The sequence below is a fragment of the Neisseria arctica genome (genome assembly GCF_022870905.1).
Classification (GTDB): Bacteria; Pseudomonadota; Gammaproteobacteria; order Burkholderiales; family Neisseriaceae; genus Neisseria; species Neisseria arctica.
In genome coordinates, this window is sequence record NZ_CP091510.1 from 466651 (window position 1) to 490409 (window position 23759).

Sequence of the window (23759 nt, forward strand, 5' to 3'; positions counted from 1 at the left end):
AGCGGTAGGGTTTTTGCAGCCGCAAACTTTCCGAAACCTTAAGTTTTACTAACCTGCATACTTTTTAAGTATTTGATTTAAATGGAAATGGTAAAAATAGTGATTTTGGTGGTTTGGGCTGCATTACGGGCAGAAAGAGATTGAATCATGAACGACACCAGCAAGCTGATTAATGCAGACAACGTGCGGGCAGAGGCGCAACACCGCTGGCCGGGTATTTTGACCGCTTTGGGTGTGCCGCCTGAAGCATTGAGCAACAAACACCAACCATGCCCGGCTTGCGGCGGGCGCGACCGCTTCCGCTTTGATGATAAAGACGGACGGGGAACGTTTATTTGCAGCCATTACAACAATGGCGGTGGTGATGGTTTTCACTTGGTGCAGCACCTGTTTGATTGCGATTTTACCGCTGCCCTGAAATATGTGGCCGAAGTGTTGGGTTTGACCGCTTCAGACGGCGGCAAAACGGTAATGCCTGTTTCTGCTCCGCAGAAGCGCGTAGAGCCGCCTAAAGACCGCTTGGCTATCTTGACTAACCTTTGGAATGAATCGCAGCCATTGAGTGAATCTGACGCCGTTATCGGCTATTTGCGGGGGCGTGGCTTGGCAATGGCAGCCGATATGCCGCAAATGTTGCGCTATCACCCGGCATTGCCCTATTGGGTGCAGGTAAACGGCCAATGGCGGCAACAGGGCAATCACCCTGCCATGCTGGCCGCAATTTGTGATTTAGACGGCCATTTGCAGGGTTTGCATCAAACCTACCTGAAGCCGGCATGGGCTAAACCGTATGGCGACAACGGAAACCATCGGCCGACATACAGCAAGCTGAATCTGCATCACCCCGAAACGGGCGATACCCTGCCTGCCAAGAAAATGCAGAGCCGCTATACAGGCAGTCTTACAGGCCATGCGGTGCAGCTTTTCCCGATAGATGAAAAGGGGCGTTTGTGCGTGGCAGAGGGCATAGAAACCGCACTGGCTGCCCGTGAATTGTTCGGTTTGCCTGTATGGGCGTGTTTGAGTGCAGGCGGGCTGAAATCGCTGGTGTTGCCCGACGGCCTGAAAGAATTGCTGATCGTGGCAGACCATGACGAGCCCCGCCCTATCGGCTATGAAGCTGCCCACGGTTTGGCTGTTCGAGCCATCAAGCAAGGCGTAAGGGTGCAGTTATGGCAGCCGGATGAAGCAGGCGACGCACTGGATGAATTGTGCAAGCGCAGCCGCCCGGCTTGGCGGATTGTGCAGCAACTCAACACGGAATCGGCAAATTAAAAAAAAGCCGTCTGAAACGTAATGCTTCAGGCGGCAGGAAAGAGGATAGCTACATGAATGAAATTGTACAGCAAACCGGTGCAAACGGTGCAGAATGTAACGATAATGCCGTTTTGGCGGCATTGGCAGAAGACACCGCCATCATTATCGATCCGGCCACGATTAAACCGTTTACCCCTGAATCTCGCTTTGTTTGCGACAACAAGGGCGTATGGTGGGTAGAAGTGAAAAACAACAGCGAAACAGGGGAACCGCACGAAATACCCTTACGTTTGAGCGACACTATCGACCTGATCGGCAGCGGGCAAGATGTGGCAGGCAATTATTACCGTGTAATCCAATACCGCGACAAGATCACCCGGCAGAACAAAATAGCCGTTATCCCCACTGCCGACATAGGCAGCAACCAAGGCTGGCAGCGTTTGCAGTCGTGGGGTATCACCATCTATTCAGGCCGCCGTAAGCGCGAACTGTTGGCAGACTATCTGCAAACAGAGGGCAGTAAGGCCGCCTATACCATCACCGAAAAGGCGGGCTGGCACGATAAAGCCTACATTCTTCCAAGCGGCGAAGTAATTCATACCGGTGAGGAAGCCGCCCGGATCATCTACAACGGCGACAAGAGCCAAGCAGCGGCGTATCTGCAATCAGGCAGCCTTGAACAATGGCAGGCTGAAATTGCGCGATATGCGGCAGGTAACAGCCGCCTATGCCTAGCCCTTGGCATTGCCTTTGCCGCCCCTCTCTTATCGCTTCTGAACGTGGAATCAGGCGGTTTTCACCTATACGGCGACAGTTCGGACGGGAAAACCACTGCCGCCCGCGTCGCATTGAGCGTATGGGGCAAGCCGTCTGACATTCTGATGACGTGGCAAGGCACAGGGCTGGCGTTTTCCAATACCGCCGCTGCCCGTAATGACGGCCTGCTGGTGTTGGATGAAATCGGACAGGCAACACCGACAGTTGTCAGCAGTACCGTTTACGGCATCATGAACGGTGTTAATAAGGCGCAGGGTGCAAAAGACGGCGGCAACCGCCATCAAAGCCGCTGGCGCGTGCTGGTGCTTTCTACCGGTGAAAAAACACCCGATACCATTATGCGCGGTACCGCCGACTGGCATGCAGGCCAATCGGCAAGGCTGCCCTCTATTCCCGCCGCCGCCCAATACGGTATCTATGACACTTTGCACGGCTTTAGCAGCGGTGCCGAATTATCGGAGCATTTGCAGGCTGCCGCTACCAACCAACATGGCAACGCAGGCCGTGCATTTATCCGCCTGCTGGACGATACCGCCAAAGACAGAGCGGAAGAACGTATTAAAGCCTTTATGGACGGCCTGCCCGAATTAAGCGGACAAGCCCGCAGGGTTGCCAAGCGGTTTGCGCTGATTGCCGCCGCCCTGGAATTGGCCGCCCCGGTAACAGGACTTGCCGCTGGTGTCGGTATGGCAGGTATCAAACAGTGCTTTGACGCATGGCTGGCACGCACTGGAAGCGGCAAACAAGAGGACAAGCAAATCATCCAACAGGCAGAGGCATTTATGCAGATGCATGGTGATTCATTGCGTTTTATCGGTTGGAATGATGCAGAACCATACGTTAATCGCAATCATGCCGGCTATCGTAAATCTGCCACACAGGAAAACTCGCCTGATGAATTTTGGATCATCCCTGCCGTTTTTGAATCGGAAATCTGCCAAAGCTTTGATACGGCCAAAGTGTGTGCAGTTTTACACGGTATCGAGTGGCTGAAAAAACCTGATGGCACACGCTGGAGACACCAGCGCAAAGGTAAAGGGCGGTTTTATGTGTTGGTAGGCTTAGAACCGCCAAGTGATGAAGTGCCGGAATCGGAATAATCGACCGCAACTATACAAAGGCCGTCTGAAAATTCAGGCGGCTTTTTATTGTGGGTACGACCAACAGCAAAGCAGGGAAAAACGCTATACGCGAGAACAATTAAAAAGTAGTGGTTACCGTGGTTACTTACAATTAAAAATGCCCTGTAAGCCTTTATTTATAAGCCTTTTGGCGGTAACCACTTACAAAAATTTACATGGTTACCTGCCGGTTACCGTGGTTACCCTTTTAAAATCAGTGATTTATATTGTAAAGAAAATTTGGTAACCAGCGGTAACCAGTAAGAAAAATCTTAGTGGTTACCCGCAAAGCCTTTATCCATAAGGCTTTCAGCGTTTGGTAACCGGGTAACCACGGTAACCGGTGATTTTTCTGTATATATATACTTTCAGTCAGGCTAGTTTGCCTAATGATGCTTTGTTGATTCACTGGTTGGAAAACTTCCATGCTTTTATACCTATTAAATTTCCCAATAGGAAAACAAAGGGTAAAATATCAATTATTTTTTTTCGTAATAAGAAATACTTGGAGGTTGGGAATGGCTACTGTAATCGATACATTGTTTATCGAACTTGGTATTGATGCCAGCAAGTTTTCAAGTGAGGCGCAAAAAGCGACCGAAAAACTTGAAAAGATGGAAAAGGCTTTTGATAAGTCGGAAGCTGCTGCAAAGAAAAACGCAGAGCAGGCCAAGAAGAACGAAGTACAGTTCAAGCAGCTTGAAAAAAACATCAGAGATTTAGTCAAAGCATTTACTTCGTTTACTTCATTGGCTTTAGGTTCCGCTATGCAAGATACAGGCAAAGACATGATGGACAGTATTAGTGAAGCGGTAACTCAACTTAACCCGGGGATGATGTAATAGCAGGGAAATGAGCCATGAAAGCAGATACCATGAGTGCAACTGAAATCTATCACTTACGCCGCTCTATCCGGCTAAGTGGAGCAAAGCGGTTTCATACGACCACACAACGGGAATTTGCCGATATTCTCGGCGTATCGTTGGACGCTGTGAAAGCATGGGAACAAGGCCGCCGACGCCCTAGAGCCGCTGCCGTAACACTCTTGAATCTTATCCGGCGTAATCCAGCTATTGTTGAGACAATGAAAGTAGATTGATCCGTATCGTAACCATTAAATAGCCCGACACAGCAAAAGAGCTTCACTCGCCGGTGTCGGTATTATTTTAATTTAACGCACTTTGGATAAATTGCACTTACGGGGGCAGTGTCATCTTTTCTGTACACAATAAAAAAGCTGCCAAATAAGTTCATGCAGATGTATCATTGTGCGATGCAATCAAGGTATAAAAACGTGTGACTTTGACAAATTGGGGGTATGTTTGGGGGTATTTTGTGATTGTGTTAAAATAAATAACAATATAATCAATATTTTAATTGCATAGTTTGAGTCTGACCTTGACACTGAAAAAACAGCAGCCTTTTAGGTTGCTTTTTTTACGTCTTATATTGTCCAATAACGTCCACAAGATTTAATCAGGGCAAGGCTTAATGGTAGGGCCCTTATTGGATTGGATGGTCGGCTGCTGCAAGAACTACACGATTTAACTGGTTAAACTCCTGGACCTGTTTCCTGTACAAGAATATCAGTAGCTATATCAATGATAATACCCAGAGCAAAATTTCGCTGCTTGCTAGCAATTGGTGCATAAGTAAGGCTTATTTCTTGGCTGGGTTTAAAAAGCACTTTGAGTTTCTGCTAATTTTTATAAGTTTTTATTTTTTATATGTAAATTTCTTTTGCTGGAATATTTGATTTAGTGGCGAGTATTTGAATGTTTATTCAAATCTTTATGCTAAATAAATTGGTGTGCAAAGTGATGATTGCAGTTGTATTGCAGTGGGTTTGATATTTGAACATACTGAAAATTGGTGGGGAGTTGATTGAAATTTTCTATTTTTTGTGAATTTGTTATTGGAGTTTTAGGTTATTCAATTTTAATATTGTGGTAGATTATGCTCTAATTCTGATTTTTGAAAATGTAACAATAATGTCACAATTATTAAATAAAAGGTCATAATTTTTGCTGAGCGGTGTAAATATATTTGAATCATGATTTGATTATGTATTAGGATGCTGTCTTTCACACTAAAACAAAAAAGTACTACAGAGTACTTGAAGTATCATTACGGAGACCTTTAATTATGAAAAATATTATTATGGCTGCTTTGTCATTGTTGGGTGCAAGCTCTGCTTTTGCCTATATCAATATTAATACCGCCAATGTAAATGAGTTGGCAAAATTGCCTGGTATCGGCTTATCCAAAGCTGCGGCAATTGTGGCATACCGTAACCAAAACGGATTATTCAAGAGCTTGGATGAATTGAAAAATGTGAAAGGAATTGGTGAGCGTATTATTAATCGTTTGCGTGAGGAGGCGACGGTTGGTGCAGTGGCAGAATACTTTTAAACGTTTTATTTTGTATTGATGGAGACGGCAAGCCATTTTGCCGGAATTTAGCTTGGAATATGTAGTGATACTAATATTGAGCTCTGATAAGTAGTGTGGTTTGTGAGCCAAATATTATGTGAAAGCCGTCTGAAATATAAGTTTCAGACGGCTTTTTGATTATGATTTGAAGAAATTTTTTAGGGGCTAAGGTTGTTTAATATCTTAATCGGTTGATTATCCAAAAAATGGTACATTTGTTAAATAAGATATTGTATAGGCTTATTTTTTACGCTTGGCTCTTGGGTGGGTTTCATCATAAATCGTAGCTAGATGGTCGAAATCGAGCTTAGTGTAAATTTGTGTGGCGGCCAAACTGCTGTGGCCTAGAAGTTCTTGTACTGCGCGAATATCTCTTGCAGCTTGTAACAGATGGCTAGCGTAGCTGTGGCGCAACATATGTGGAGAGATATGTTGTGCACTGTTGTGTTTGAGTGCCCATTGTTTTAAGCGGTTTTGTATTTGACGCTGGCCTAGGCGCCGCCCTCGGTTGTTGGTAAAAACAGCGGTTTCTCCGTCAGCTGCTAGCCTGACTGGCATATATGCTTGAAGGGCGTGAATACTTTTTCCCACTATCGGGATTTGTCGTTGTTTGTTTCCTTTGCCTGTAACTTTTACCCAGCCTTCCTCAAGCATGATATCAGCTATATTCAGCTGCTGTAATTCGGAAAGGCGCAGGCCGCTGCCATACATCAGCTCAAAGATGGCATGATCGCGTAAGTCTATATTTTCTTTTTCTGCAGTATGATCTAAAAGGTGGTTGAGCGGTTCTTGATCCAATGCTTTGGGCAGACGAGCGGGCGCTTTGGGCGCTTTGAGACCTTCGGTTGGGTTGGTATCGAGTAGTTTGTTTTGGACTAGCCAGTCGCAATATTGCCGCCAAACTGATAATTTGCGCGCAATGCTCCGAGGGTGTTTGGATTGCTGGGAAAGTTTTTTGAGTGCTGTAATGAAATGACGGCGGTGTAGTATTTGATTGGCAGCATTTTCGTGAAGCAGTGTGTCGAGCTGTTTTAGATCCCTGTCGTACGCTGCAATGGAGTGAGCTGATTTCCCTTGCTGCTGCATGCTTTGCAGATAGGCTGGGTAATATTGGAGCAGTTGGCTGATTAGCATGGGTTTGGATGGTGATAGGCCGTCTGAAAGATTTGATTGTACTTTAAATAGATTTGAAGTTTATATTTAAAATATGAAATTCTGTGGCGGGATTCGTAGCCGGTGGTGAAGGTTCTTGTTTGGAATAATTTCATTCGATTGCTGCTATAAAATAAGTGATCTATTTTCTGTAGCAATAGAAGCGAATGAGTTGGATATTGTGTTTAGATAGACTTTGCTATTTTAGAAGCCGAATGGGGCAGAATGAGGTGGTCGATCATGGTTTCGGTCACGTTGTGTAAGCATAGTTATAAGCCATCATTTTGATTCGGTAGGCGTAAGCAAAATTTTGAAGCTTTCAGGTATCGAATTCACTTTCTGAGTATTGTAGCTAAAGCACACCATGCCGGTTTGTACACGTGCGATAGTTGTTTGGTCGCTTGGACGGTATAAGTGATACAACAAGGTAAACCCACAGCGGAAAATATCAGAGATGCCGATTTGAATGCTAAGCTCATCACCGTGGTGCGCTTGTGCGGTATATTGTATCGCTGTATCTGCCATAATCAGGCCGTTGCCGCCGCCAATATCGATTTCGCCGAGTTGGTGGTGCTTCAGCCAGCGGATACGCGCTTCATGACATAGGCGCAATACGGCATCATTGCTAAGGTGGTTGCCATAATTAATATCTCCTATAGCAATGGTGATGTTGGTGCTAAATAGGATTTTTTGCGGAATTTCGACAGTAATACGGGGCATCTTTGGATTCCTCGGCCGTTGTACTGCGAGTGTTAATTATTTTCCTGCTCACGGATGAGCAAGACTGGAATAGAGGATTGGCGGACAACCCCCTCTGCAACTGAACCGAGTAGTAAGTTAAGTAAACCGCTGAAGCCGTGGGTTCCCATAACAATATAGTCAGCCCTGCGCTTTTCTGCTTCACTGACAATCAAATCAGCCGTTTTCTCCCCCGCACTTTCCAGTACTACTACCTCGCTGGTTACTCCTGCGGCTTCAAGTGTGTTGGAAGCGCGTTGTAAGATTTTCTGACGTATATCGGCAATAGCACTATCTAGTTCGGAGTGGTTGCTAAAGCCTGCTACACCCCAGCTGTTACGTGTGAAATCAGCAATGTGGACGACGGTTACAGATGCGTTAAAAGCTTTAGCGAGGCGGCAAGCCTCGCTTAATGCGCCCATAGCGGCTTGACTATCATCTACAGGAACCATGATGGTATGTATGGGGGTGGTTGTTTGAGCGGCATCGAGCATGGGTTTCTCCTGTTTCAGATGGCTATATTGTAGTCATTCTAATCACATATATAGCTTAGCATAAATTGTTTGGCGGCGTGCGGCAGTGTGATCAGGTGATGCTGGTTGAAATCTTTATTATGCTCACCAGTAGGGATGTCGGAGTTAGTGGGGCATGATGGTGTGGATAAGCCGGAAATAAAGTTAAAAGTATTGGGATTGATTGGCAGGTTGTAAAAATAAATATCGGATTTATTGTGCCGGATAGATACCATTTATAGGGAAGGTATTGTTGGTTTAAAAGGCCGTCTGAAAATTTTCAGGCGGCCTTTTTAAAAAGTTAGGTACTGCTCGTATCGGTATCGTGTTTACCAGGGTGGCGTAAAGTCATGCTGTGTTTGAGTGACTGCAAAGCAGTATCAATCATAGCGGGGATCAGTAAAGTGGTATCCAGCTTTGAAGTATCTGTAAGCAGGATACGCATCAGGCCGGAGCAGAGTGATTTCAGATAAATGGCTGCTGCTTCTATATTCAGGTTAGCAGGTAGCTTTCCTTGATCAATACATTGTTGCAGTGAGGCATATAGTTGGTCGTGCCAAAAAAGCTGGTTATAGCGGTGCATCAGGTTGACGATAGCTTGGTTCTCTTCTGTATGCTCGCATTTCAAATACAAGATGCTGATAAATTTTTGATGTATTACATTGCTCTGCATTTGTTCGAACAGATTTATCAGGGTATACCGCAGCCCTTGCCATGCATCGGCAGATATATTGTTTATATCAGTGGCTGTTTTAGTATTGAAATCGTTACAGATATGTTGGAATAGGGCATCGAAAAGATCTTCTTTATTTTTAAAATGCCAGTATAGGGCACCGCGGGTAACACCTGCGGCTTGGGCAATTTCGTTGAGAGAGGCTCGTGCTACGCCACGGCTGTAAAAGGTATCTAGTGCGGCCAGTAGCAGGTGTTCACGGGTTTTCATAGCCTCGGCTTTTGTTTTTCGCATAGTGGTCTATAGTTATAATTTGTAAAAAAACAAAGATATTATAATGATGTATCTTTATTACATGCAATGGTGTATGTATAATTTAAAAATAATATTTTTAAAATAACGAGAGAACTTGTAGGCAAAATTTATTTCTTCCTAACGGTAAGAAACGGGCAGCAGAGCATGGCTTAACAGTTTAGATGCGGAAAATACTATAAAATTCCGTATGCTGTTTGCGGAAAGTGTGATTGCCGCTTGATTTATGGAATTTTATAAAATAGGAAAAGAAAAATGTTGAGCAATATACCCAAAAAATTGCGCTTGCCGGTATTGGCAATATCGGCTGCATTGGTATTGCAGGCATGTGGCGGATCAGACACGGCTGCACAAAAACAAAAAAGTGCGGCAGCTGCCGAGAGGCCGGCTCCAGTAGTCGGAGTGGTAACAGTTCAACCGCAGCAGGTAGTCATTAGCACTAATCTGCCGGGGCGGTTGGAAGCACACCGTTCGGCAGAAGTGCGGGCGCAAGTAGGGGGTATCATTAAGCGTCGACTTTTCCAAGAAGGGAGCTACGTAAAAGCAGGCCAGCCGCTATATCAATTAGATAATGCGGTTTATAGCGCTAATTTAGAAAGTGCCCGCGCCCAATTGGCTTCGGCTCAGGCGTCGTTAGCAAAGGCTAATGCCGATTTGGCTCGTTATAAGCCTTTGGTTGATGCAGATGCGATCAGCAAACAGGAATATGATGCCGCTGTGCAGGCGAAACGTGCTGCAGAGGCATCTGTTAAATCCGCACAAGCAGCCATTAAATCTTCACAAATCAATGTGAATTATTCCCGTATTACAGCTCCGATTTCAGGTTTCATCGGGCAATCAAATGTATCTGAAGGTACATTGGTATCAGCCAATGATGCGACAGTTTTGGCAAAAATACAGCAAACCAATCCGCTGTATGTCAATCTAACCCAATCTGCATCTTCTGTAATGAAGATGCGCCAAAGTATTGCTGATGGAACAATGCAGTCGGTAAACGGCGCGGTAGAGGTTGATATTTTGATGGAGGATGGCGCCCGATATGCATATAAAGGCCGCCTGTTGTTTGCAGATCCGACCGTTGATGCAACAACAGGCCAGGTAACATTGCGTGCGGAAGTGCCTAATCCGGATAACGTATTGCTACCCGGCCTGTATGTTCGCGTAGATCTGCCACAGGCAAAAATGGCGAATGCTTTTGTTGTTCCCCAGCAGGCGGTTGCGCGTGGCCAGCAAGATACAGTAATGGTTGTAAATGCAGACGGAACAATGGCGCCGAAGATGGTGACTGTAAGCCAACAACAAGGTAGCAATTGGATTATTACGGGCGGACTACAGGCTGGAGATAAGGTGATTGTCGAAGGTTTGTCGATAGCGGCAATGAGTGGTGCGAAAAAAGTTACGCCTAAAGAATGGAGTAATCCTAATCAAGTACAAGCTACCCAATCTGACAAGATGCCTGCAGGTGCGCCGGCATCTGAACCTACAGCTTCGTCAGCAAAGTAAGGAACGGAAATGGCAAAGTTTTTTATTGACCGACCTATCTTTGCATGGGTAATTGCGATTTTTATCATCATTGCCGGCTTACTTGGCATTCAAAATCTGCCGGTATCACAATATCCCTCGGTTGGAGCGCCGACAATTACATTGACGGCCACTTATCCGGGAGCTTCTGCACAAGTGATGGAAGACAGCGTTCTGTCGGTAATCGAACGCAATATGAATGGTGTAGAAGGCTTGGATTATATGTCTACCAATGCAACTTCCAGCGGCTCAGGTACGGTTAGCCTTACTTTTAAACCCAATGTTGACGAAAACCTCGCGCAAGTTGATGTTCAAAACAAACTTTCTGAAATTACGGCCGCACTCCCCGCTACGGTTCAGCAAAACGGGGTAGTGGTATCCAAATCGCGCTCAAATTTTCTGATGGTCTTGATGATGTCGTCTAAAACGATGACGACAGAAGATATTGCTGACTATATCGAACGCAATATCAAACCAGAGGTACAGCGTATCGATGGAGTAGGTGATGCCCGTTTGTTTGGCTCGCAGCGCGCGATGCGAATTTGGGTTGATCCTGCCAAATTACAAAATTACAACTTATCGTTTGCAGATGTATCGACAGCTATCAGCGCTCAAAACGCACAAATCTCAGCAGGTACACTGGGAGCATTGCCGGCGGTTGCAGGGCAAACAATCAGTGCTACGGTAACGGTGGATGGGCAACTGGCCACTCCAGAAGAGTTCGGTAAGATTATTTTGCGCTCCAATAATAGCGGAGCGAACGTTTATTTGCAGGACGTAGCAAAAATCGAGTTGGGCAGCCAAAGCTACAGTTCGTCTACACGTTTAAATGGCGAGCCTTCTGTCGGCATGGCTGTAATGTTGTCAAATAGCGGTAATGCCATGGCAACGGCTGCTGCAGTAAGAGCGAAAATGGAGCAGCTGCAGCGCTTTTTCCCCGGAGATTTGACTTGGAGTGCACCTTACGACACATCTAAATTTGTCAGCATCTCTATTGAAAAAGTAGTGCACACCCTTCTTGAGGCAATTGTGCTGGTGTTTATCGTGATGTTTTTGTTTTTACAAAATATCCGATATACCCTTATCCCTACTATCGTAGTGCCGATTTCTCTATTAGGAGCTTTCGCATCTATTTGGTATTTGGGAATGTCGATTAACGTATTAACCATGTTTGCTATGGTATTGGTTATTGGAATTGTTGTTGATGATGCGATTGTAGTGGTGGAAAACGTTGAGCGGATTATGGCGGAAGAAGGTTTGTCGCCACGGGAAGCTACTAAAAAAGCAATGGGACAGATTTCCGGCGCGGTTATCGGTATTACCGCCGTTTTGATTTCGGTATTTGTCCCCTTGGCGATGTTCAGTGGGGTAACAGGAAATATTTACCGACAGTTTGCCGTAACTATGGCAATTGCGATTGCTTTTTCTGCCTTTTTGGCTCTTTCGCTGACACCTGCTTTATGTGCTTCTTTGTTGAAACCAATCCCCAAAGGACAGCACCATGAAAAAACCGGATTTTTCGGTTGGTTTAACCGTAAATTTACGGCATGGACGCATGGTTATGAAGGGTGGGTTGCTAAAGTTTTACGTAAAACTTTCCGTATGATGATGGTTTATTTGGCGTTGGGTGGTATTGCGGCATTCTTATTCATGCGTATCCCCAGCTCATTCCTACCTCAGGAAGACCAAGGCAGCTTAATGATGATGGTACAGCTGCCCGCGGGCGCCACCAAAGAGCGTACGGATGCCACTTTAGCTATAGCTAATAAGGTAATCACCTCAATGCCGGAAGTGGAAAGCTTTATTGGTGTTTCGGGCTTCAGCTTTGCAGGTTCGGGACAGAATATGGGTTTTGGTTTCGTTACATTGAAAGACTGGAGTGAGCGCAAGGCTCCGGGTAGCGATGCTTCTTCTGTTGCCGGCAAGATTACCGGTGCGCTGATGGGAAGCGTGAAAGACGGTTTCGCTTTGGTATTGAATCCGCCGGCTATTATGGAGCTTGGTACAAGTTCTGGGTTTAGCATGTATTTGCAGGATCGTAATAATAACGGTCATGCCGCGTTACTTGCCAAGCGTAACGAGCTAATTGGAAAAATGCGCCAGAATCCGATGTTTAATCCGGCCAATGTGCGTTCTTCAGGTTTGGAAGATGCTCCTCAATTGAGAATTGAAATCGACCGTTTGGCAGCAGCTGCGCAAGGAATCGATTTTTCCAGCATCCGTACTGCTCTAGGGGCGGCTTTGGGGTCGGCTTATATTAATGACTTCCCGAATAATGGCCGGTTGCAACGTGTTATCGTACAGTCTGATGCTGCCTCCCGCATGCAGCCTGAGGATCTATTACGTATTACTGTACCTAACAGCTCGGGTATTGCCGTACCGCTTGCGTCGATAGCGACTGCATCTTGGCAAACGGGTATGGAACAAAGTGTTCGGTTTAACGGTTATCCGGCAATGCAGATTGACGGTGCGGCCGCGGCCGGTTATTCATCCGGTGAAGTAATGGCTGAAGTACAACGCATGGTGAATGAAATGGACGGCTACAGCCTTGAATGGGCAGGACAGTCGCGAGAGGAAGCCAAGGGTAAGTCGCAAACTATGATCCTATACGGTTTTGCTATTTTGGCTGTGTTTTTGGCTTTGGCCGCTTTGTATGAAAGCTGGTCGATTCCGTTGGCTGTGATTTTAGTGGTGCCGTTGGGGTTTTTAGGTGTGGTGCTGGGGGTAACCGGTCGCAATCTGACCGGTGGTCTTTTGGGCTTGCCACCTTCATATCTCAATGATATTTATTTCCAAGTAGGCTTGATTACGGTTATCGGTTTAAGTGCCAAAAATGCTATCTTGATTATTGAGTTTGCCAAAGACTTACAAGCCCAAGGCAAAACGGCGGTTGAGGCGGCACTCTCTGCGGCTCATTTACGCTTCCGTCCGATTATTATGACTTCGTTCGCATTTATTTTGGGTGTAGTGCCTTTATACGTGGCATCGGGTGCCAGTTCTGCAAGCCAGCGTGCCATTGGTACAACCGTATTGTGGGGTATGTTGATTGGTACAGTATTGGCTGTTTTCTTAGTGCCGTTGTTTTATGTCGTAGTGCGCAAACTCTTTAAGGGTAGTACACATGAGCAGGAACGTGCGCGGCAGCATGCGGTAGAAGTCGGCATTACGCCTGAAATGGCCGATAAGTACCTGCATGATGCGCAAACAGGTAGTCGCTCACTTGAGCATACTTATCCGACGGAAGATGAAAGCAAGGATAGTTAAGATGAAAATGACAACTATAAAACCTGTTTTGACTGCGGTGGCGGCAGGTCTCATTTTGTCGGCATGTACGATGATTCCGAAATATGAGCAACCTGCGGTGAATATACCCACTTCTTTTAAATATGATACTGCCGAGCCCGGAATCCAAGCAGCCTCTTTGGGGTGGCAGGATTATTTTGCAGACCCGCGCTTACATCGGCTGATTGAGTTGGCTTTGGCTCAGAATACGGATCTGAAGGCAGCGGCACTCAATGCAGAGGCTGTGCGTTCTCAATATATGATCAGCAGAGCCTCATTACTGCCTGGTATCAATGCCAGCGGTAGCGGCAGTCGGTCGCGTGTTGCTGCAGACCTGGCCGGAGGAGCTTCGTCTATTTCCTCTGCCTATAATATAGGTTTGGGCATTACGGCTTATGAGATAGATTTGTTCGGCAAGGCACGTAGTAATGCAGAGGCTGCTTTGCAAAGTTATTTTGCAACTGTGGCCGGTAAAGATTCTGCCCATTTGGCTTTGATTGCGGGGGTGGCAAAGGCCTATTTCAATGAGCGTTATGCCGAAGAAAGCATGAAGTTGGCGCAAAATGTTTTAAAAACCCGCGAACAAACTTATAAGCTGACTCAATTGAAGCATAAGGCAGGAGTAATATCCGCAGTCGATTTACGGCAGCAGGAAGCACTAATTGAAGCAGCGAAGGCATCTTACTCCTCTGCGGTACAAGGCAGGGAACAAGCGCGTAATGCTTTGGCGGTGTTGATTAACCAACCGTTACCTGATGATTTGCCGGATGGGTTGCCTTTAAGTAAGCAGTTTAAAATTGAGCGGCTGCCTGCCGGATTATCTTCGGAAGTATTGCTGAACCGACCGGATATTCGTGCCGCAGAATTTGCTTTGAAACAAGCCAATGCCAATATCGGAGCGGCCCGCGCCGCCTTTTTCCCGAGCATCAGTCTCACGGGTATGGTGGGAACCGGATCTACTGAGTTGAGCGGTTTGTTCGGTGCTGGTAACCGTACTTGGACATTTGCGCCCAGTATTAATCTGCCGATTTTCAATTGGGGTAGTAATGTTGCCAATTTGGACTATGCAAAATTGAAACAACAAGTAGAAGTAGTTAATTATGAAGCGGCTGTACAGTCGGCTTTCAGAGATGTTGCTGATGCTTTGGTCGCACGGGAGCAGCTGGATAAAACGTATGCGGCGAATGTTAGCCAAAGCAAAGCATATGCCGATTATTTGAGATTGGTTAATTTACGCTATAAACACGGCGTGGCCAGTGCGTTAGATTTGCTAGATGCAGAACGTAGTAGCTATGGTGCGGATACGGCTTTATTGAGCACGCAGCTTACTCGTTTGGAAAATTTAGCCGACCTATATAAAGCACTTGGAGGAGGTTTAAAGCGCTTTACTACCCAAGAAGAGCCTGTTTCTCAGTAAAATATGTTATTGATGTTATAAGTTGCTGGAGGCCGTCTGAAAATAGGATATGAATATTTTCAGACGGCATTTTTTATGAGAATTACACATGGTTTTCATCAAGCCGATTAAGCACGATTCATGAGGTAATCAGGCCGCTAGTGCAGGCTTTGCGTAAATTGAGCGTTACTTTTGGTGGCGAGTGATTTTTTATTGTTGCAAGGAGGTATTTTTTATCTTGTTAAGATTACTTGTTTGGTAAAACACAACATATTCTATTTGGTTTGCTTCTGAAATTATAGCTGTTTCAAAAAGCTACTTGAAAGAAGAGGGTATTTCGTGATATAAATCACGTTTTACTATTTTAGAAGTTTGGAGACTGACCATGGCACGAGTTTGCAAAGTGACCGGTAAGCGCCCGATGTCTGGCAACAACGTATCACACGCCAACAACAAAACCAAACGTCGTTTTTTGCCCAACTTGCAATCACGTCGTTTTTGGGTAGAGAGTGAAAACCGCTGGGTTCGCCTGCGTGTATCTAACGCAGCATTGCGCACCATTGATAAAGTAGGCATTGATGTCGTATTGGCTGATCTGCGTGCTCGCGGCGAAGCTTAATTTAACGCTTACTGAGGATTACTGCAATGCGCGATAAAATCAAATTGGAATCTAGTGCAGGTACTGGCCACTTTTACACCACTACCAAAAACAAACGCACTATGCCCGGCAAGCTAGAGATCAAAAAATTTGATCCGGTAGCCCGTAAGCATGTTATCTATAAAGAAACCAAATTGAAATAATTGGTTTTTGATAGTAGTCTGTGCTAAAAAACCTTTGTGTTTACACAAAGGTTTTTTATTTTGAAAGAGTCCTTCTAAATATAATCAGACGGCTTATGTTGCGGCTTGGTTTGTGTTTTGTACGAAGCCGGCTTTCTTATCTATACTCTGTTTATATTCAAAATAGGCCGTCTGAAAATGTATTTCAGATGGCCTATTAGATATTAAATAACCCTCATCTCACTTATTAGCTACCCTGTAAGCTGTTTGGTAATCAGTTTTTTAATCGGTGGGAAATTATTGCCGATTCTTAATACGGCATTGCGCAATAGTTTAGCCGGAGGCGTCTCATCGGTAAATAATTTCAACAACATATTGGTACCATGATACAACGGTTTGGCTTGGCGCATATGTTTAGCATTGTATTGGCTCAGGATATGCTCCGAACCAATATCCAAATGATGCTTGTGGGCATTCAGAATTAATGTGGCTAAAATCTCTGCACTGGATAAACCGAGGTTGAAACCGTGAGCAGTGACAGGATGCATACCAACTGCCGCATCGCCGATAATAGCACTACGGGTGCCGTAAAAACGTTGGGCAATCATACCTACCAAGGGGTAACTGTGTATGGTGCTGGCCAACTCCATGTCGCCTAATCGGTGGTTGAGCTGTTTTTGTATACTTGCCGCTAACGCTTCAGGTGTCATAGATTCGATTTCGGCTGCTTTGTCGCTATCTACGGTGATGACGGTATTCGTGAGGTGCTCTTCCAGTGGGAGCAGGGCGATGGTTCGACCATAATGGAAACATTCGTAAGCCGTATGTTGGTTGGAGATAGTGTGCTTCATACGGCAGACAAACATTGTCCGGCTGTAGTCATGCATATCGCAGGAAATGCCAAACTGGCGTCTTGTTTGGGAAAAGCGGCTGTCTGCAGCAATTAACAGGCGGGCCGTTAACGTTTTGCCGTTGTCGAGGATTGCTGATACACCTTGAGTGTCGGTTTGTGTATGTATTACGGTGCTATTGCACAATAAAGTAATATTTTTTTTATCGCGAATGCTTTCATAAGCCGCTTGGCGTATGTTGTGATTGGAAATAAGATAGCCTAAGCAGTCTGCTGAAATATTCAGGGTTTGATCGGGAGGGGGGAAATGGAGTTGGTAGGAAGAATTACCGTTCAATACTTTGGCATCACGTAGGGGATAGATTTCGCTTTCTGAAATTCTTTGCCATATACCTAACCGTTGCATAATATTTTTTGAAACGTGGGTAAGGGCGATTTCACGACCGTCATAAGGCGGATTTTGAAGCGTTTCCAGAGAACTTTTCTCTATTAGGGTAATATTCAGACTGCTGTCAGCGAGCGCAGCGGCAAAACTTAAACCGGCAGGGCCAGCGCCGATAACTAAAATATCGCTGTTCGTTGTCATGGTGCTTCCTTGGAATAATAAATATTTCAAGCTGGGTGAGGATAAACGAAAGCGGCCGTTTGAGGGAAAACTTTTGAAATTTGCTTAATATATGTCAAAATCTGATGCAGGTAAGCTTGGATAGTTTAAATATAAGCATAAAAAATTCAGACGGCATTTATTAAAATGCCGTCTGAAATATTTCTAATCGGATCGCTTATTTCCAATAACGCCACCAAGGCATGCTATCCAATTTCCATCCGGTTTGCAGATAGGGGCTGTTGGGGAAGTTTTGCGACAAAATACGGCGGGTATCGTCTGCCAATTGGGGTTTGTTTAACCGTTGATAGGCTTGCTCCATGATGGCTAGAGCCTCTTCTACAAAACGTGTGTTTTGATACTGCTGAACCACTTTTTGCGCACGGTTTGCAGCCGCCAAATAGGCTCCGCGTTTCATGTAATAGCGGGCTACCGCAATTTCATTACCTCCCAAGGCATCTACCAGCTTGGTCATGCGTTCGGTGGCATCTTGTGCGTAGCGACTGTTGGGATAGCGTTCGATTAATTGCGCAAAAGCATGATAAGCATCGCGGTTTGCTTTTGGATCTCGGTCAGACCAGTCTTGCGAGGCCAGTTTGTTCAGGAAAGACTGATCTTCATTGAAGAGGATGAGGCCTTTTAAATAAAGGGCGTAATCCATATTCGGATGTTGGGGGTACATACGCTGGAAACGCTCAACTGCGGCGAGGGCTTTTTCAGGTTCGTCATCTTTATAGTAGGCATATGCGGTGTCAAGCTGCGCTTGTTGCGCATGGCGGCCATTAGGGAAGCGCGATTCTAAAATTTCGTATAACTTGATGGCTCTAGTATAATTGTTGCTGTTTAAGTCGTCTTGCGCCTCGGTGTAAAGACGTTCTACTGTCCAATCTTGGGTCATTTGGGCATCTTTATCTACGGTGCCGGTAGCGGCACAGCCGCCCAATGCCAAGCCTAGAGTTACTACTAAAAGAATTTTTTTCATGCAAAACACTTCCTTTGACAATGAAGCCGATTATAACGATGATTTGGAGTTTTCGGCAGCCCCTGATGCAGAAAGTTGCATAAATTTAACCATTCCGGTCGACTTTGCCGGTATGCGTTTGGATGCGGCTTTAGCTAAATTATTGCCTGACTACTCACGCAGCCGCTTGACCGGATGGATTAAAGAGGGTGCGGTTTTACTAGATAATAAACCAACACAACCGAAAGATAAATTAATAGGTGGCGAACAAATTGCAGTAACCGTAAAGGTGAGCGATGAAGCATTGGCTTTTACTGCGGAAGAGATGGATTTGGATATCGTTTATGAAGACGATACCGTAATCGTGATTAATAAGCCTGCCGGTTTGGTGGTGCATCCGGCAGCCGGTAACTGGAGCGGTACTTTGTTAAATGGTTTGTTGGCACATTGTCCGGGTTTGGCACAAGTACCACGGGCAGGTATCGTACATCGGTTGGATAAAGAAACCAGCGGTTTGATGGTTGTAGCAAAAACTTTGCCGGCGCAAAATCATTTGGTTCAGCAGTTGCAAGCGCGTACGGTGAAGCGGATTTACCGTGCGGTTGCGAATGGCGTCGTGCCTTTCGATGGCAAAATCGATACTTTGATTGGGCGTGATCCGCATAACCGTTTAAAAATGGCGGTAGTGAAGTTTGGCGGCAAGCCTGCGGTAACGCATGTGAAGGTATTGGAACGTTATCGGGCGCACAGTTATATAGAGTGTGCATTGGAAACGGGGAGGACGCATCAAATCCGCGTACACATGCGGGAAGCCAATCATCCTTTGGCCGGAGATCCCGTATACGGTAATCCGCGCCATATATGTTCCGATCCGGTTAAAGAGGCAGTTAAAGGACTGGCACGGCAGGCACTGCATGCTTATCGTTTGAGCTTTGTTCATCCGCTCCGCGGGGAAACGGTTTCTTTTGAAGCTCCTATTCCGGAGGATATGTATCATTTGCTATCAGTCTTGCGTTTGGAGGCCGGATTGGATTCATCGTTGAGCGACGCGGTCGAGTGGAAAGACAAGCTGGGCGGCGATGACGATGATGATTGGAATGATGATGACTATGATGTTGAAGTCATGTATGTGCGTGATTAAGCCGAATGATATTTCTTTAAAATGCTTTATGCATGTTTGATACTTTATATTGTAGAATCGGTGTTTTTGAAAAATATGGCAGTCTCTCTATATATTATGAGGCCGTCTGAAAACAGAAAGAAGAAAGCTGTAGCATGAAATCATTGGATTTAAATGAGGCAATTGGGATAAGCAACGGCGAAACAGTATTTCTGCGGGCGGATTGGCCCGCTCCTTCGAATGTGCATACATTAATCAGTACGCGTAACGGCGGTGTTAGTAAGGCGCCTTTTCATAGTATGAATGTCGGTATGCATGTCGGCGATGATGATGAGGCTGTTTGTGAAAATCGGCGAAAAATTCAGAATCAGGTCGGCTTACCTCTAAAATACCTTAATCAAGTGCATGGTACGGATGTCGTACAGGCGGTTGATGGAGAAGTGCCTGCTGATGCAGATGCGAGTATAGATCGTAGCGGAATGGTTGCTTGTGCCGTGATGACTGCCGATTGCCTGCCGGTTTTGTTTTGTGACCGCATGGGTACGGTGGTTGCAGCGGCACATGCCGGGTGGCGCGGTTTGCAGGGCGGTATATTACAAAATACTGTGGCTGCCATGGGCGTGCCGCCTGAAGAAATATTGGCTTATTTGGGGCCGGCTATTGGCGCTGACGCTTTTGAAGTAGGGCAGGATGTCTATGATGCTTTTTGTCGAGAGATGCCTTTGGCGGAGGCAGCCTTCGAGCCGATCGGAGATGGTAAGTATTTAGCAGATATTTATATGCTGGCACGTTTGATATTGCGGCGGGAAGGTGTGACGCAAATTTACGGCGGGGATCGCTGCACCGTATTGGAACGTGATTCATTTTTCTCATATCGTCGGGACGGGAAAACCGGACGTATGGTAAGTGCCATTTGGTTAAATAAAGATTAAAGCATAAGGGGGATATGATATTTTTGAAATTTTGATATTAAATTTATAAAGAGCCGTAGCCGGTATTTAAAACGGCCTGTCTTAAAGAAGTTTGCATGGTAACACGCGAAGATGTTACGAATTGTGGGTTTAACATAAATCGCTGAAATATAAATAATTCGGCAGGTAATATTTGGATAATATGGATAATAAAATTAAAGGTATGATGATCGCCACAGGTTTGATGCTGTTCGCATTGTTTTTTGGTGCGGGCAACTTGATTTTCCCTGCGGCAATGGGGCAGCAAGCCGGTAGTAATTTATGGTCGGCAATGTTTGGTTTTATGTTGACTGGTGTCGGCTTGCCTTTGTTGGGGGTAGCCGCAATCGGTTATTCGGGTTCGCGCGATGTACAAGAGTTGGCCTCGCGCGTCACTCCGTGGTTTGGTTTTGCTTTTGCCGTATTGCTTTATCTTTCTATCGGCCCGATGTTTGCTATTCCACGTACAGCCACAGTAGCTTATGAAATTGGCGTCGTTCCGTTTTTGGGTGAGCTGACCCAATATGGGAAGGAAATCGCTTTGGCTGTTAGTAGTGTGGTATTTTTCGCCGTTACTTATTGGCTGTCTATTTCTCCGGGTAAATTGGTTGACCGTATTGGTAAGGTTTTAACCCCCGCTTTATTGTTAAGTATTGCAATTTTGGTTGGAGCCGCTATTTTTTCGCCCATGAGTGATTTACAGGTTGCGCAGGGCGGTTTTGTAGAATTACCGGTGCTGACAGGCTTTTTGGAAGGTTATAACACTATGGATGCATTGGCTTCGTTGGTGTTTGCCATTATTGTTATTGACGCAGTGAAATCAATGGGGGTTGAAAATCAAAACCAAATCATGCGCTTAACTATTGCTGCCGGCGCCTTGGCCGCTCTATGTTTGGTTTTGGTATATGCTTCGATTGCTTATATGGGGGCTACTAGTGTTGGCTTGTTAGGTTTGCTTGATAACGGTGCTCAGGTTTTAGCTTTATCGGCTCAACATTATTTTGGTGTTGGCGGGAATGTTTTGTTGGCGGTGATTGTATTCTTGGCTTGTTTGAGCACTTCTGTCGGCTTAATTACTTCTTGTTCAGAGTATTTCAACAGGGTTTTCCCTCAGATTTCCTACAGAAACTTTGCTATTATTTTTACACTTGTCTCATGTATTTTGGCCAATAAAGGCTTGAGCGGTATTATTAGTTTCTCTATTCCGATGCTGATGTTGCTCTATCCATTAACAGTAGTGATTATTTTATTGGCATTTTTGCATAACTTTTTTGGCGGAAGCCGTATTGTTTATGCATGCACGATGTTTGCAACATTGGTAGTAGGATTGTTGGATGCATATAAAACCGCATTTGGATTTAGCGCTAAAACTTTAGAGTCTATCAATAATACGTTGCCATTTTATGATGTAGGATTGGGATGGATTTTACCTACACTGGTAGGATTCTTATTAGGCTGTATGTTGAATGTAGCTTTAAAGAAAAAAAGATCTTAAATTAAAGCCCGTCTGAAATTGAGTTTCAGACGGCCTTTTAAAGTAAGAATGATGATTGGAAGAAATCTAATAATTAAAACTTACTACTTAAGAATAATAAAATCCTGGCCTGCGAACATAGATATTTTATTGCTAATGCGGAGAGTAAAACTTTAATTCAAATAACAGACTAAGAAGAGAAACACAAATTATTGCAGCAGGTATGGCACTATGTGCCATACCTGCTGCAATATTAATGGTATTTTTTAATTTGTAATTGATATCTTGACCGTATATGGCCGTAGATTATTATTTTTTCTGGCTCCATTTCGGGTTTGTAAAACACGTACTTCATAAGGCCCGGTAAAAGGGAGAATCTGATCAGAGGTTGCTAATAATTCATCACTTTTATTCTGACCTAAATAGCGTACTGAAACATCGATGTTCGGATTACTGTTATTCCAATTAATATTTAAGGTTTGCCCTTTTTTTGCATAAAAGCGGTAGCTGTCAAAATCATAACCTTTAATTTTCCCTTTATAAGTAGCGGAGGAGGAGCCGGGTTTAAATTGTACATTCACCGTTTTAACAGGCTTATCGCTGTTTGCAATAGCTGCTAACGGTGTTACGGCTAACATTATAGATAGGGATAATGTTGAGATTGAACGAATAAGCATAGTTTAGATCCTTATTTGATAACGTTTTAGAAATGATTGAGTAGTAATATAAAGAATAAAATTGAACAAATATTATATAATAAATTTATATATTTAAGGCATATTTAAATTTATTTGGAATATCATACGGAAATATTGATATGCGAGCAATAGGTTTTCATATCATGAGGTAAGTGCAAGCAACCTATAAATTGTGTTTGGCTAACTGGCCTATATCGTTCACAATAAATAACAAAAATAATGGCTCTACAGGTAGAGTATTTATCCAGATAAATTAATGTTTATCATGGCTTTTCAGCTGGTTGTCGCTTCGTTGTGCCGTTTTGCTGTATTCATTGCATTATGGCTCGGCGTTCTGTCATATATAGTCAGTTCGGTTGGTTATAGGTAGTACGTATCTTGTTTTCTTCAACTTTGGCAAGTTACAAATCATATTGTGTCAGGGTTAAAACCTTGCTCACTCAAAAAGCTACTGGCAAGACTTATGAGGCTTTGGGGTATAGTAATAGCAACTTGTAATCCATGCCAGTGATGATTTTTCTTATGGGATTGCTACTAATATAGTTGCTGGTATTTTTGCTGGGAGCAGGGGGGGCTGATTAAACCGTGTAGTTTTTGCAACAACCGACTATTCAATCAGACAAGAGTACTTTATGCGGCTTTGGCCATTTCATTTTTTGTCAGTACACATAGTATTTCCTTGCCGTCGATTTCTTTTCACATGAACCGCCCCTAATAAATACATAATCAAATAACACACCATTTCTGTTGTGTTGATCCATGTCGACCATCGACAAACGGCAGTAAAACTCCGGTACTCTGTACAGGGCAAGGCGGACATATGCTGGGTTATGAGGTTGGATAAATACTACTTTAATGCCTAGACAGGTTTATGATTTGTAAATTCCGACATGACCGCATATGCAAAATAGCCTCTGTTGGTTACCTGATGTTTCGGTAATAGGAATTGAACCTTGTACAACAATTTGATTCAGCAGGTTCTCGATGACTGCCAAAATGGTTTTATCCAACGGTATATTGCTTATAAGTGCCGGTATGTGCAATAGCTTTTTCCGCCTTATGGGCTTTCAGCGGTATAGGTTGACGGTGTACCATGAGGGATAATTGTCTGAAGGTGTTAAACCTGTACAGTGCTTCTTGCGGTTTTG

At 44.7% G+C, this 23759-nt stretch carries 20 protein-coding genes; 13 read left to right on the forward strand and 7 right to left on the reverse strand.

Annotated features, from left to right (window positions below):
* The first annotated feature begins 147 nt into the window (after positions 1 to 147).
* The 5 genes from LVJ86_RS02055 to LVJ86_RS02075 all read left to right on the forward strand — a co-directional run bounded on the left by LVJ86_RS02055 (position 148) and on the right by LVJ86_RS02075 (position 5567).
* A complete protein-coding gene (locus tag LVJ86_RS02055; protein WP_047760757.1) occupies positions 148 to 1275 on the forward strand; it encodes a DUF7146 domain-containing protein in 1128 nt (375 codons plus the stop codon).
* Positions 1212 to 3134: a DUF927 domain-containing protein gene (locus LVJ86_RS02060; RefSeq protein WP_235284595.1), complete on the forward strand. Its 1923-nt coding sequence runs from the start codon at positions 1212 to 1214 to the stop codon at positions 3132 to 3134. Before LVJ86_RS02055 ends, LVJ86_RS02060 begins: the two co-directional genes overlap by 64 nt.
* Before the next feature lie 539 nt (positions 3135 to 3673).
* Positions 3674 to 3997, forward strand: a complete 324-nt coding sequence (locus tag LVJ86_RS02065; protein ID WP_152667037.1) for a hypothetical protein — start codon at positions 3674 to 3676, stop codon at positions 3995 to 3997.
* A gap of 17 nt (positions 3998 to 4014) precedes the next feature.
* The gene (locus tag LVJ86_RS02070) at positions 4015 to 4254 is read left to right on the forward strand and encodes a helix-turn-helix domain-containing protein (protein WP_047760754.1); all 240 of its coding nucleotides are present in this window, start codon (positions 4015 to 4017) and stop codon (positions 4252 to 4254) included.
* Between the two features lie 1046 nt (positions 4255 to 5300).
* Positions 5301 to 5567: a ComEA family DNA-binding protein gene (locus LVJ86_RS02075; protein ID WP_047760753.1), complete on the forward strand. Its 267-nt coding sequence runs from the start codon at positions 5301 to 5303 to the stop codon at positions 5565 to 5567.
* Between the two features lie 261 nt (positions 5568 to 5828).
* Here LVJ86_RS02075 and LVJ86_RS02080 read toward each other — a convergent pair whose 3' ends face one another.
* The 4 genes from LVJ86_RS02080 to mtrR form a co-directional block, all read right to left on the reverse strand.
* The gene (locus LVJ86_RS02080; protein ID WP_047760752.1) at positions 5829 to 6722 is read right to left on the reverse strand and encodes a tyrosine-type recombinase/integrase; all 894 of its coding nucleotides are present in this window, start codon (positions 6720 to 6722) and stop codon (positions 5829 to 5831) included.
* Positions 6723 to 7019: 297 nt separating this feature from the next.
* Positions 7020 to 7460 (reverse strand): acyl-CoA thioesterase, encoded by a 441-nt coding sequence (locus tag LVJ86_RS02085; RefSeq protein WP_047760751.1) that lies wholly within the window; start codon positions 7458 to 7460, stop codon positions 7020 to 7022.
* A 32-nt stretch (positions 7461 to 7492) separates the two neighbouring features.
* Positions 7493 to 7972, reverse strand: coding sequence for a universal stress protein (locus LVJ86_RS02090; RefSeq protein WP_047760750.1), 480 nt, complete (start codon positions 7970 to 7972; stop codon positions 7493 to 7495).
* A 319-nt stretch (positions 7973 to 8291) separates the two neighbouring features.
* Positions 8292 to 8957 carry a multidrug efflux system transcriptional repressor MtrR gene (gene mtrR / locus LVJ86_RS02095; protein WP_047760748.1) on the reverse strand — a complete coding sequence of 222 codons (666 nt, stop codon included), beginning with the start codon at positions 8955 to 8957 and terminating at the stop codon, positions 8292 to 8294.
* Positions 8958 to 9230: 273 nt separating this feature from the next.
* Here mtrR and LVJ86_RS02100 point away from each other — a divergent pair, with 273 nt between their 5' ends.
* From LVJ86_RS02100 to rpmG, 5 genes are all read left to right on the forward strand, one after another.
* Positions 9231 to 10478: an efflux RND transporter periplasmic adaptor subunit gene (locus tag LVJ86_RS02100; protein WP_047760747.1), complete on the forward strand. Its 1248-nt coding sequence runs from the start codon at positions 9231 to 9233 to the stop codon at positions 10476 to 10478.
* Positions 10479 to 10487: 9 nt separating this feature from the next.
* Entirely contained in the window at positions 10488 to 13760 is a 3273-nt protein-coding gene (locus LVJ86_RS02105; protein ID WP_082131245.1) for an efflux RND transporter permease subunit, read from the forward strand.
* Between the two features lies 1 nt (position 13761).
* On the forward strand, positions 13762 to 15195 hold the full coding sequence (locus LVJ86_RS02110) for an efflux transporter outer membrane subunit (protein WP_047760746.1): 1434 nt from the start codon (positions 13762 to 13764) through the stop codon (positions 15193 to 15195).
* A 364-nt stretch (positions 15196 to 15559) separates the two neighbouring features.
* Positions 15560 to 15793, forward strand: a complete 234-nt coding sequence (gene rpmB / locus LVJ86_RS02115; protein ID WP_002216391.1) for a 50S ribosomal protein L28 — start codon at positions 15560 to 15562, stop codon at positions 15791 to 15793.
* Positions 15794 to 15819: 26 nt separating this feature from the next.
* Positions 15820 to 15975 carry a 50S ribosomal protein L33 gene (rpmG, locus tag LVJ86_RS02120; RefSeq protein ID WP_003684373.1) on the forward strand — a complete coding sequence of 52 codons (156 nt, stop codon included), beginning with the start codon at positions 15820 to 15822 and terminating at the stop codon, positions 15973 to 15975.
* A 230-nt stretch (positions 15976 to 16205) separates the two neighbouring features.
* Here rpmG and ubiM read toward each other — a convergent pair whose 3' ends face one another.
* Positions 16206 to 17390, reverse strand: a complete 1185-nt coding sequence (ubiM, locus tag LVJ86_RS02125) for a 5-demethoxyubiquinol-8 5-hydroxylase UbiM (protein WP_047760745.1) — start codon at positions 17388 to 17390, stop codon at positions 16206 to 16208.
* A 196-nt stretch (positions 17391 to 17586) separates the two neighbouring features.
* Positions 17587 to 18390, reverse strand: coding sequence for an outer membrane protein assembly factor BamD (locus tag LVJ86_RS02130; protein WP_047760744.1), 804 nt, complete (start codon positions 18388 to 18390; stop codon positions 17587 to 17589).
* On the opposite strand from LVJ86_RS02130, the gene rluD reads away from it, so the two are divergent.
* From rluD to brnQ, 3 genes are all read left to right on the forward strand, one after another.
* Complete coding sequence (rluD, locus tag LVJ86_RS02135; protein ID WP_047760743.1) at positions 18389 to 19510, forward strand: 23S rRNA pseudouridine(1911/1915/1917) synthase RluD; 1122 nt, start codon at positions 18389 to 18391, stop codon at positions 19508 to 19510. The two genes, LVJ86_RS02130 and rluD, sit on opposite strands and share 2 nt — an antisense overlap.
* 134 nt (positions 19511 to 19644) lie before the next feature.
* Positions 19645 to 20421, forward strand: a complete 777-nt coding sequence (gene pgeF, locus LVJ86_RS02140) for a peptidoglycan editing factor PgeF (RefSeq protein ID WP_047760742.1) — start codon at positions 19645 to 19647, stop codon at positions 20419 to 20421.
* Between the two features lie 181 nt (positions 20422 to 20602).
* The gene (brnQ, locus tag LVJ86_RS02145; RefSeq protein ID WP_075968081.1) at positions 20603 to 21934 is read left to right on the forward strand and encodes a branched-chain amino acid transport system II carrier protein; all 1332 of its coding nucleotides are present in this window, start codon (positions 20603 to 20605) and stop codon (positions 21932 to 21934) included.
* A 245-nt stretch (positions 21935 to 22179) separates the two neighbouring features.
* On the opposite strand, the gene LVJ86_RS02150 is transcribed toward brnQ, so the two are convergent.
* On the reverse strand, positions 22180 to 22590 hold the full coding sequence (locus tag LVJ86_RS02150; RefSeq protein WP_047760741.1) for a hypothetical protein: 411 nt from the start codon (positions 22588 to 22590) through the stop codon (positions 22180 to 22182).
* Positions 22591 to 23759 lie beyond the last annotated feature (1169 nt).

Excerpts from the sequence above, each read along its gene's own strand:
- LVJ86_RS02055 (WP_047760757.1), top strand. The coding sequence starts at position 148 with ATGAACGACACCAGCAAGCTGATTAATGCAGACAACGTGCGGGCAGAG.
- LVJ86_RS02065 (WP_152667037.1), top strand. The coding sequence starts at position 3,674 with ATGGCTACTGTAATCGATACATTGTTTATCGAACTTGGTATTGATGCC.
- LVJ86_RS02070 (WP_047760754.1), top strand. The coding sequence starts at position 4,015 with ATGAAAGCAGATACCATGAGTGCAACTGAAATCTATCACTTACGCCGC.
- LVJ86_RS02075 (WP_047760753.1), top strand. The coding sequence starts at position 5,301 with ATGAAAAATATTATTATGGCTGCTTTGTCATTGTTGGGTGCAAGCTCT.
- LVJ86_RS02080 (WP_047760752.1), bottom strand. The coding sequence starts at position 6,722 with ATGCTAATCAGCCAACTGCTCCAATATTACCCAGCCTATCTGCAAAGC.
- LVJ86_RS02085 (WP_047760751.1), bottom strand. The coding sequence starts at position 7,460 with ATGCCCCGTATTACTGTCGAAATTCCGCAAAAAATCCTATTTAGCACC.
- LVJ86_RS02090 (WP_047760750.1), bottom strand. The coding sequence starts at position 7,972 with ATGCTCGATGCCGCTCAAACAACCACCCCCATACATACCATCATGGTT.
- mtrR (WP_047760748.1), bottom strand. The coding sequence starts at position 8,957 with ATGCGAAAAACAAAAGCCGAGGCTATGAAAACCCGTGAACACCTGCTA.
- LVJ86_RS02100 (WP_047760747.1), top strand. The coding sequence starts at position 9,231 with ATGTTGAGCAATATACCCAAAAAATTGCGCTTGCCGGTATTGGCAATA.
- LVJ86_RS02105 (WP_082131245.1), top strand. The coding sequence starts at position 10,488 with ATGGCAAAGTTTTTTATTGACCGACCTATCTTTGCATGGGTAATTGCG.
- LVJ86_RS02110 (WP_047760746.1), top strand. The coding sequence starts at position 13,762 with ATGAAAATGACAACTATAAAACCTGTTTTGACTGCGGTGGCGGCAGGT.
- rpmB (WP_002216391.1), top strand. The coding sequence starts at position 15,560 with ATGGCACGAGTTTGCAAAGTGACCGGTAAGCGCCCGATGTCTGGCAAC.
- rpmG (WP_003684373.1), top strand. The coding sequence starts at position 15,820 with ATGCGCGATAAAATCAAATTGGAATCTAGTGCAGGTACTGGCCACTTT.
- ubiM (WP_047760745.1), bottom strand. The coding sequence starts at position 17,390 with ATGACAACGAACAGCGATATTTTAGTTATCGGCGCTGGCCCTGCCGGT.
- rluD (WP_047760743.1), top strand. The coding sequence starts at position 18,389 with ATGCAAAACACTTCCTTTGACAATGAAGCCGATTATAACGATGATTTG.
- LVJ86_RS02130 (WP_047760744.1), bottom strand. The coding sequence starts at position 18,390 with ATGAAAAAAATTCTTTTAGTAGTAACTCTAGGCTTGGCATTGGGCGGC.
- pgeF (WP_047760742.1), top strand. The coding sequence starts at position 19,645 with ATGAAATCATTGGATTTAAATGAGGCAATTGGGATAAGCAACGGCGAA.
- brnQ (WP_075968081.1), top strand. The coding sequence starts at position 20,603 with ATGGATAATAAAATTAAAGGTATGATGATCGCCACAGGTTTGATGCTG.
- LVJ86_RS02150 (WP_047760741.1), bottom strand. The coding sequence starts at position 22,590 with ATGCTTATTCGTTCAATCTCAACATTATCCCTATCTATAATGTTAGCC.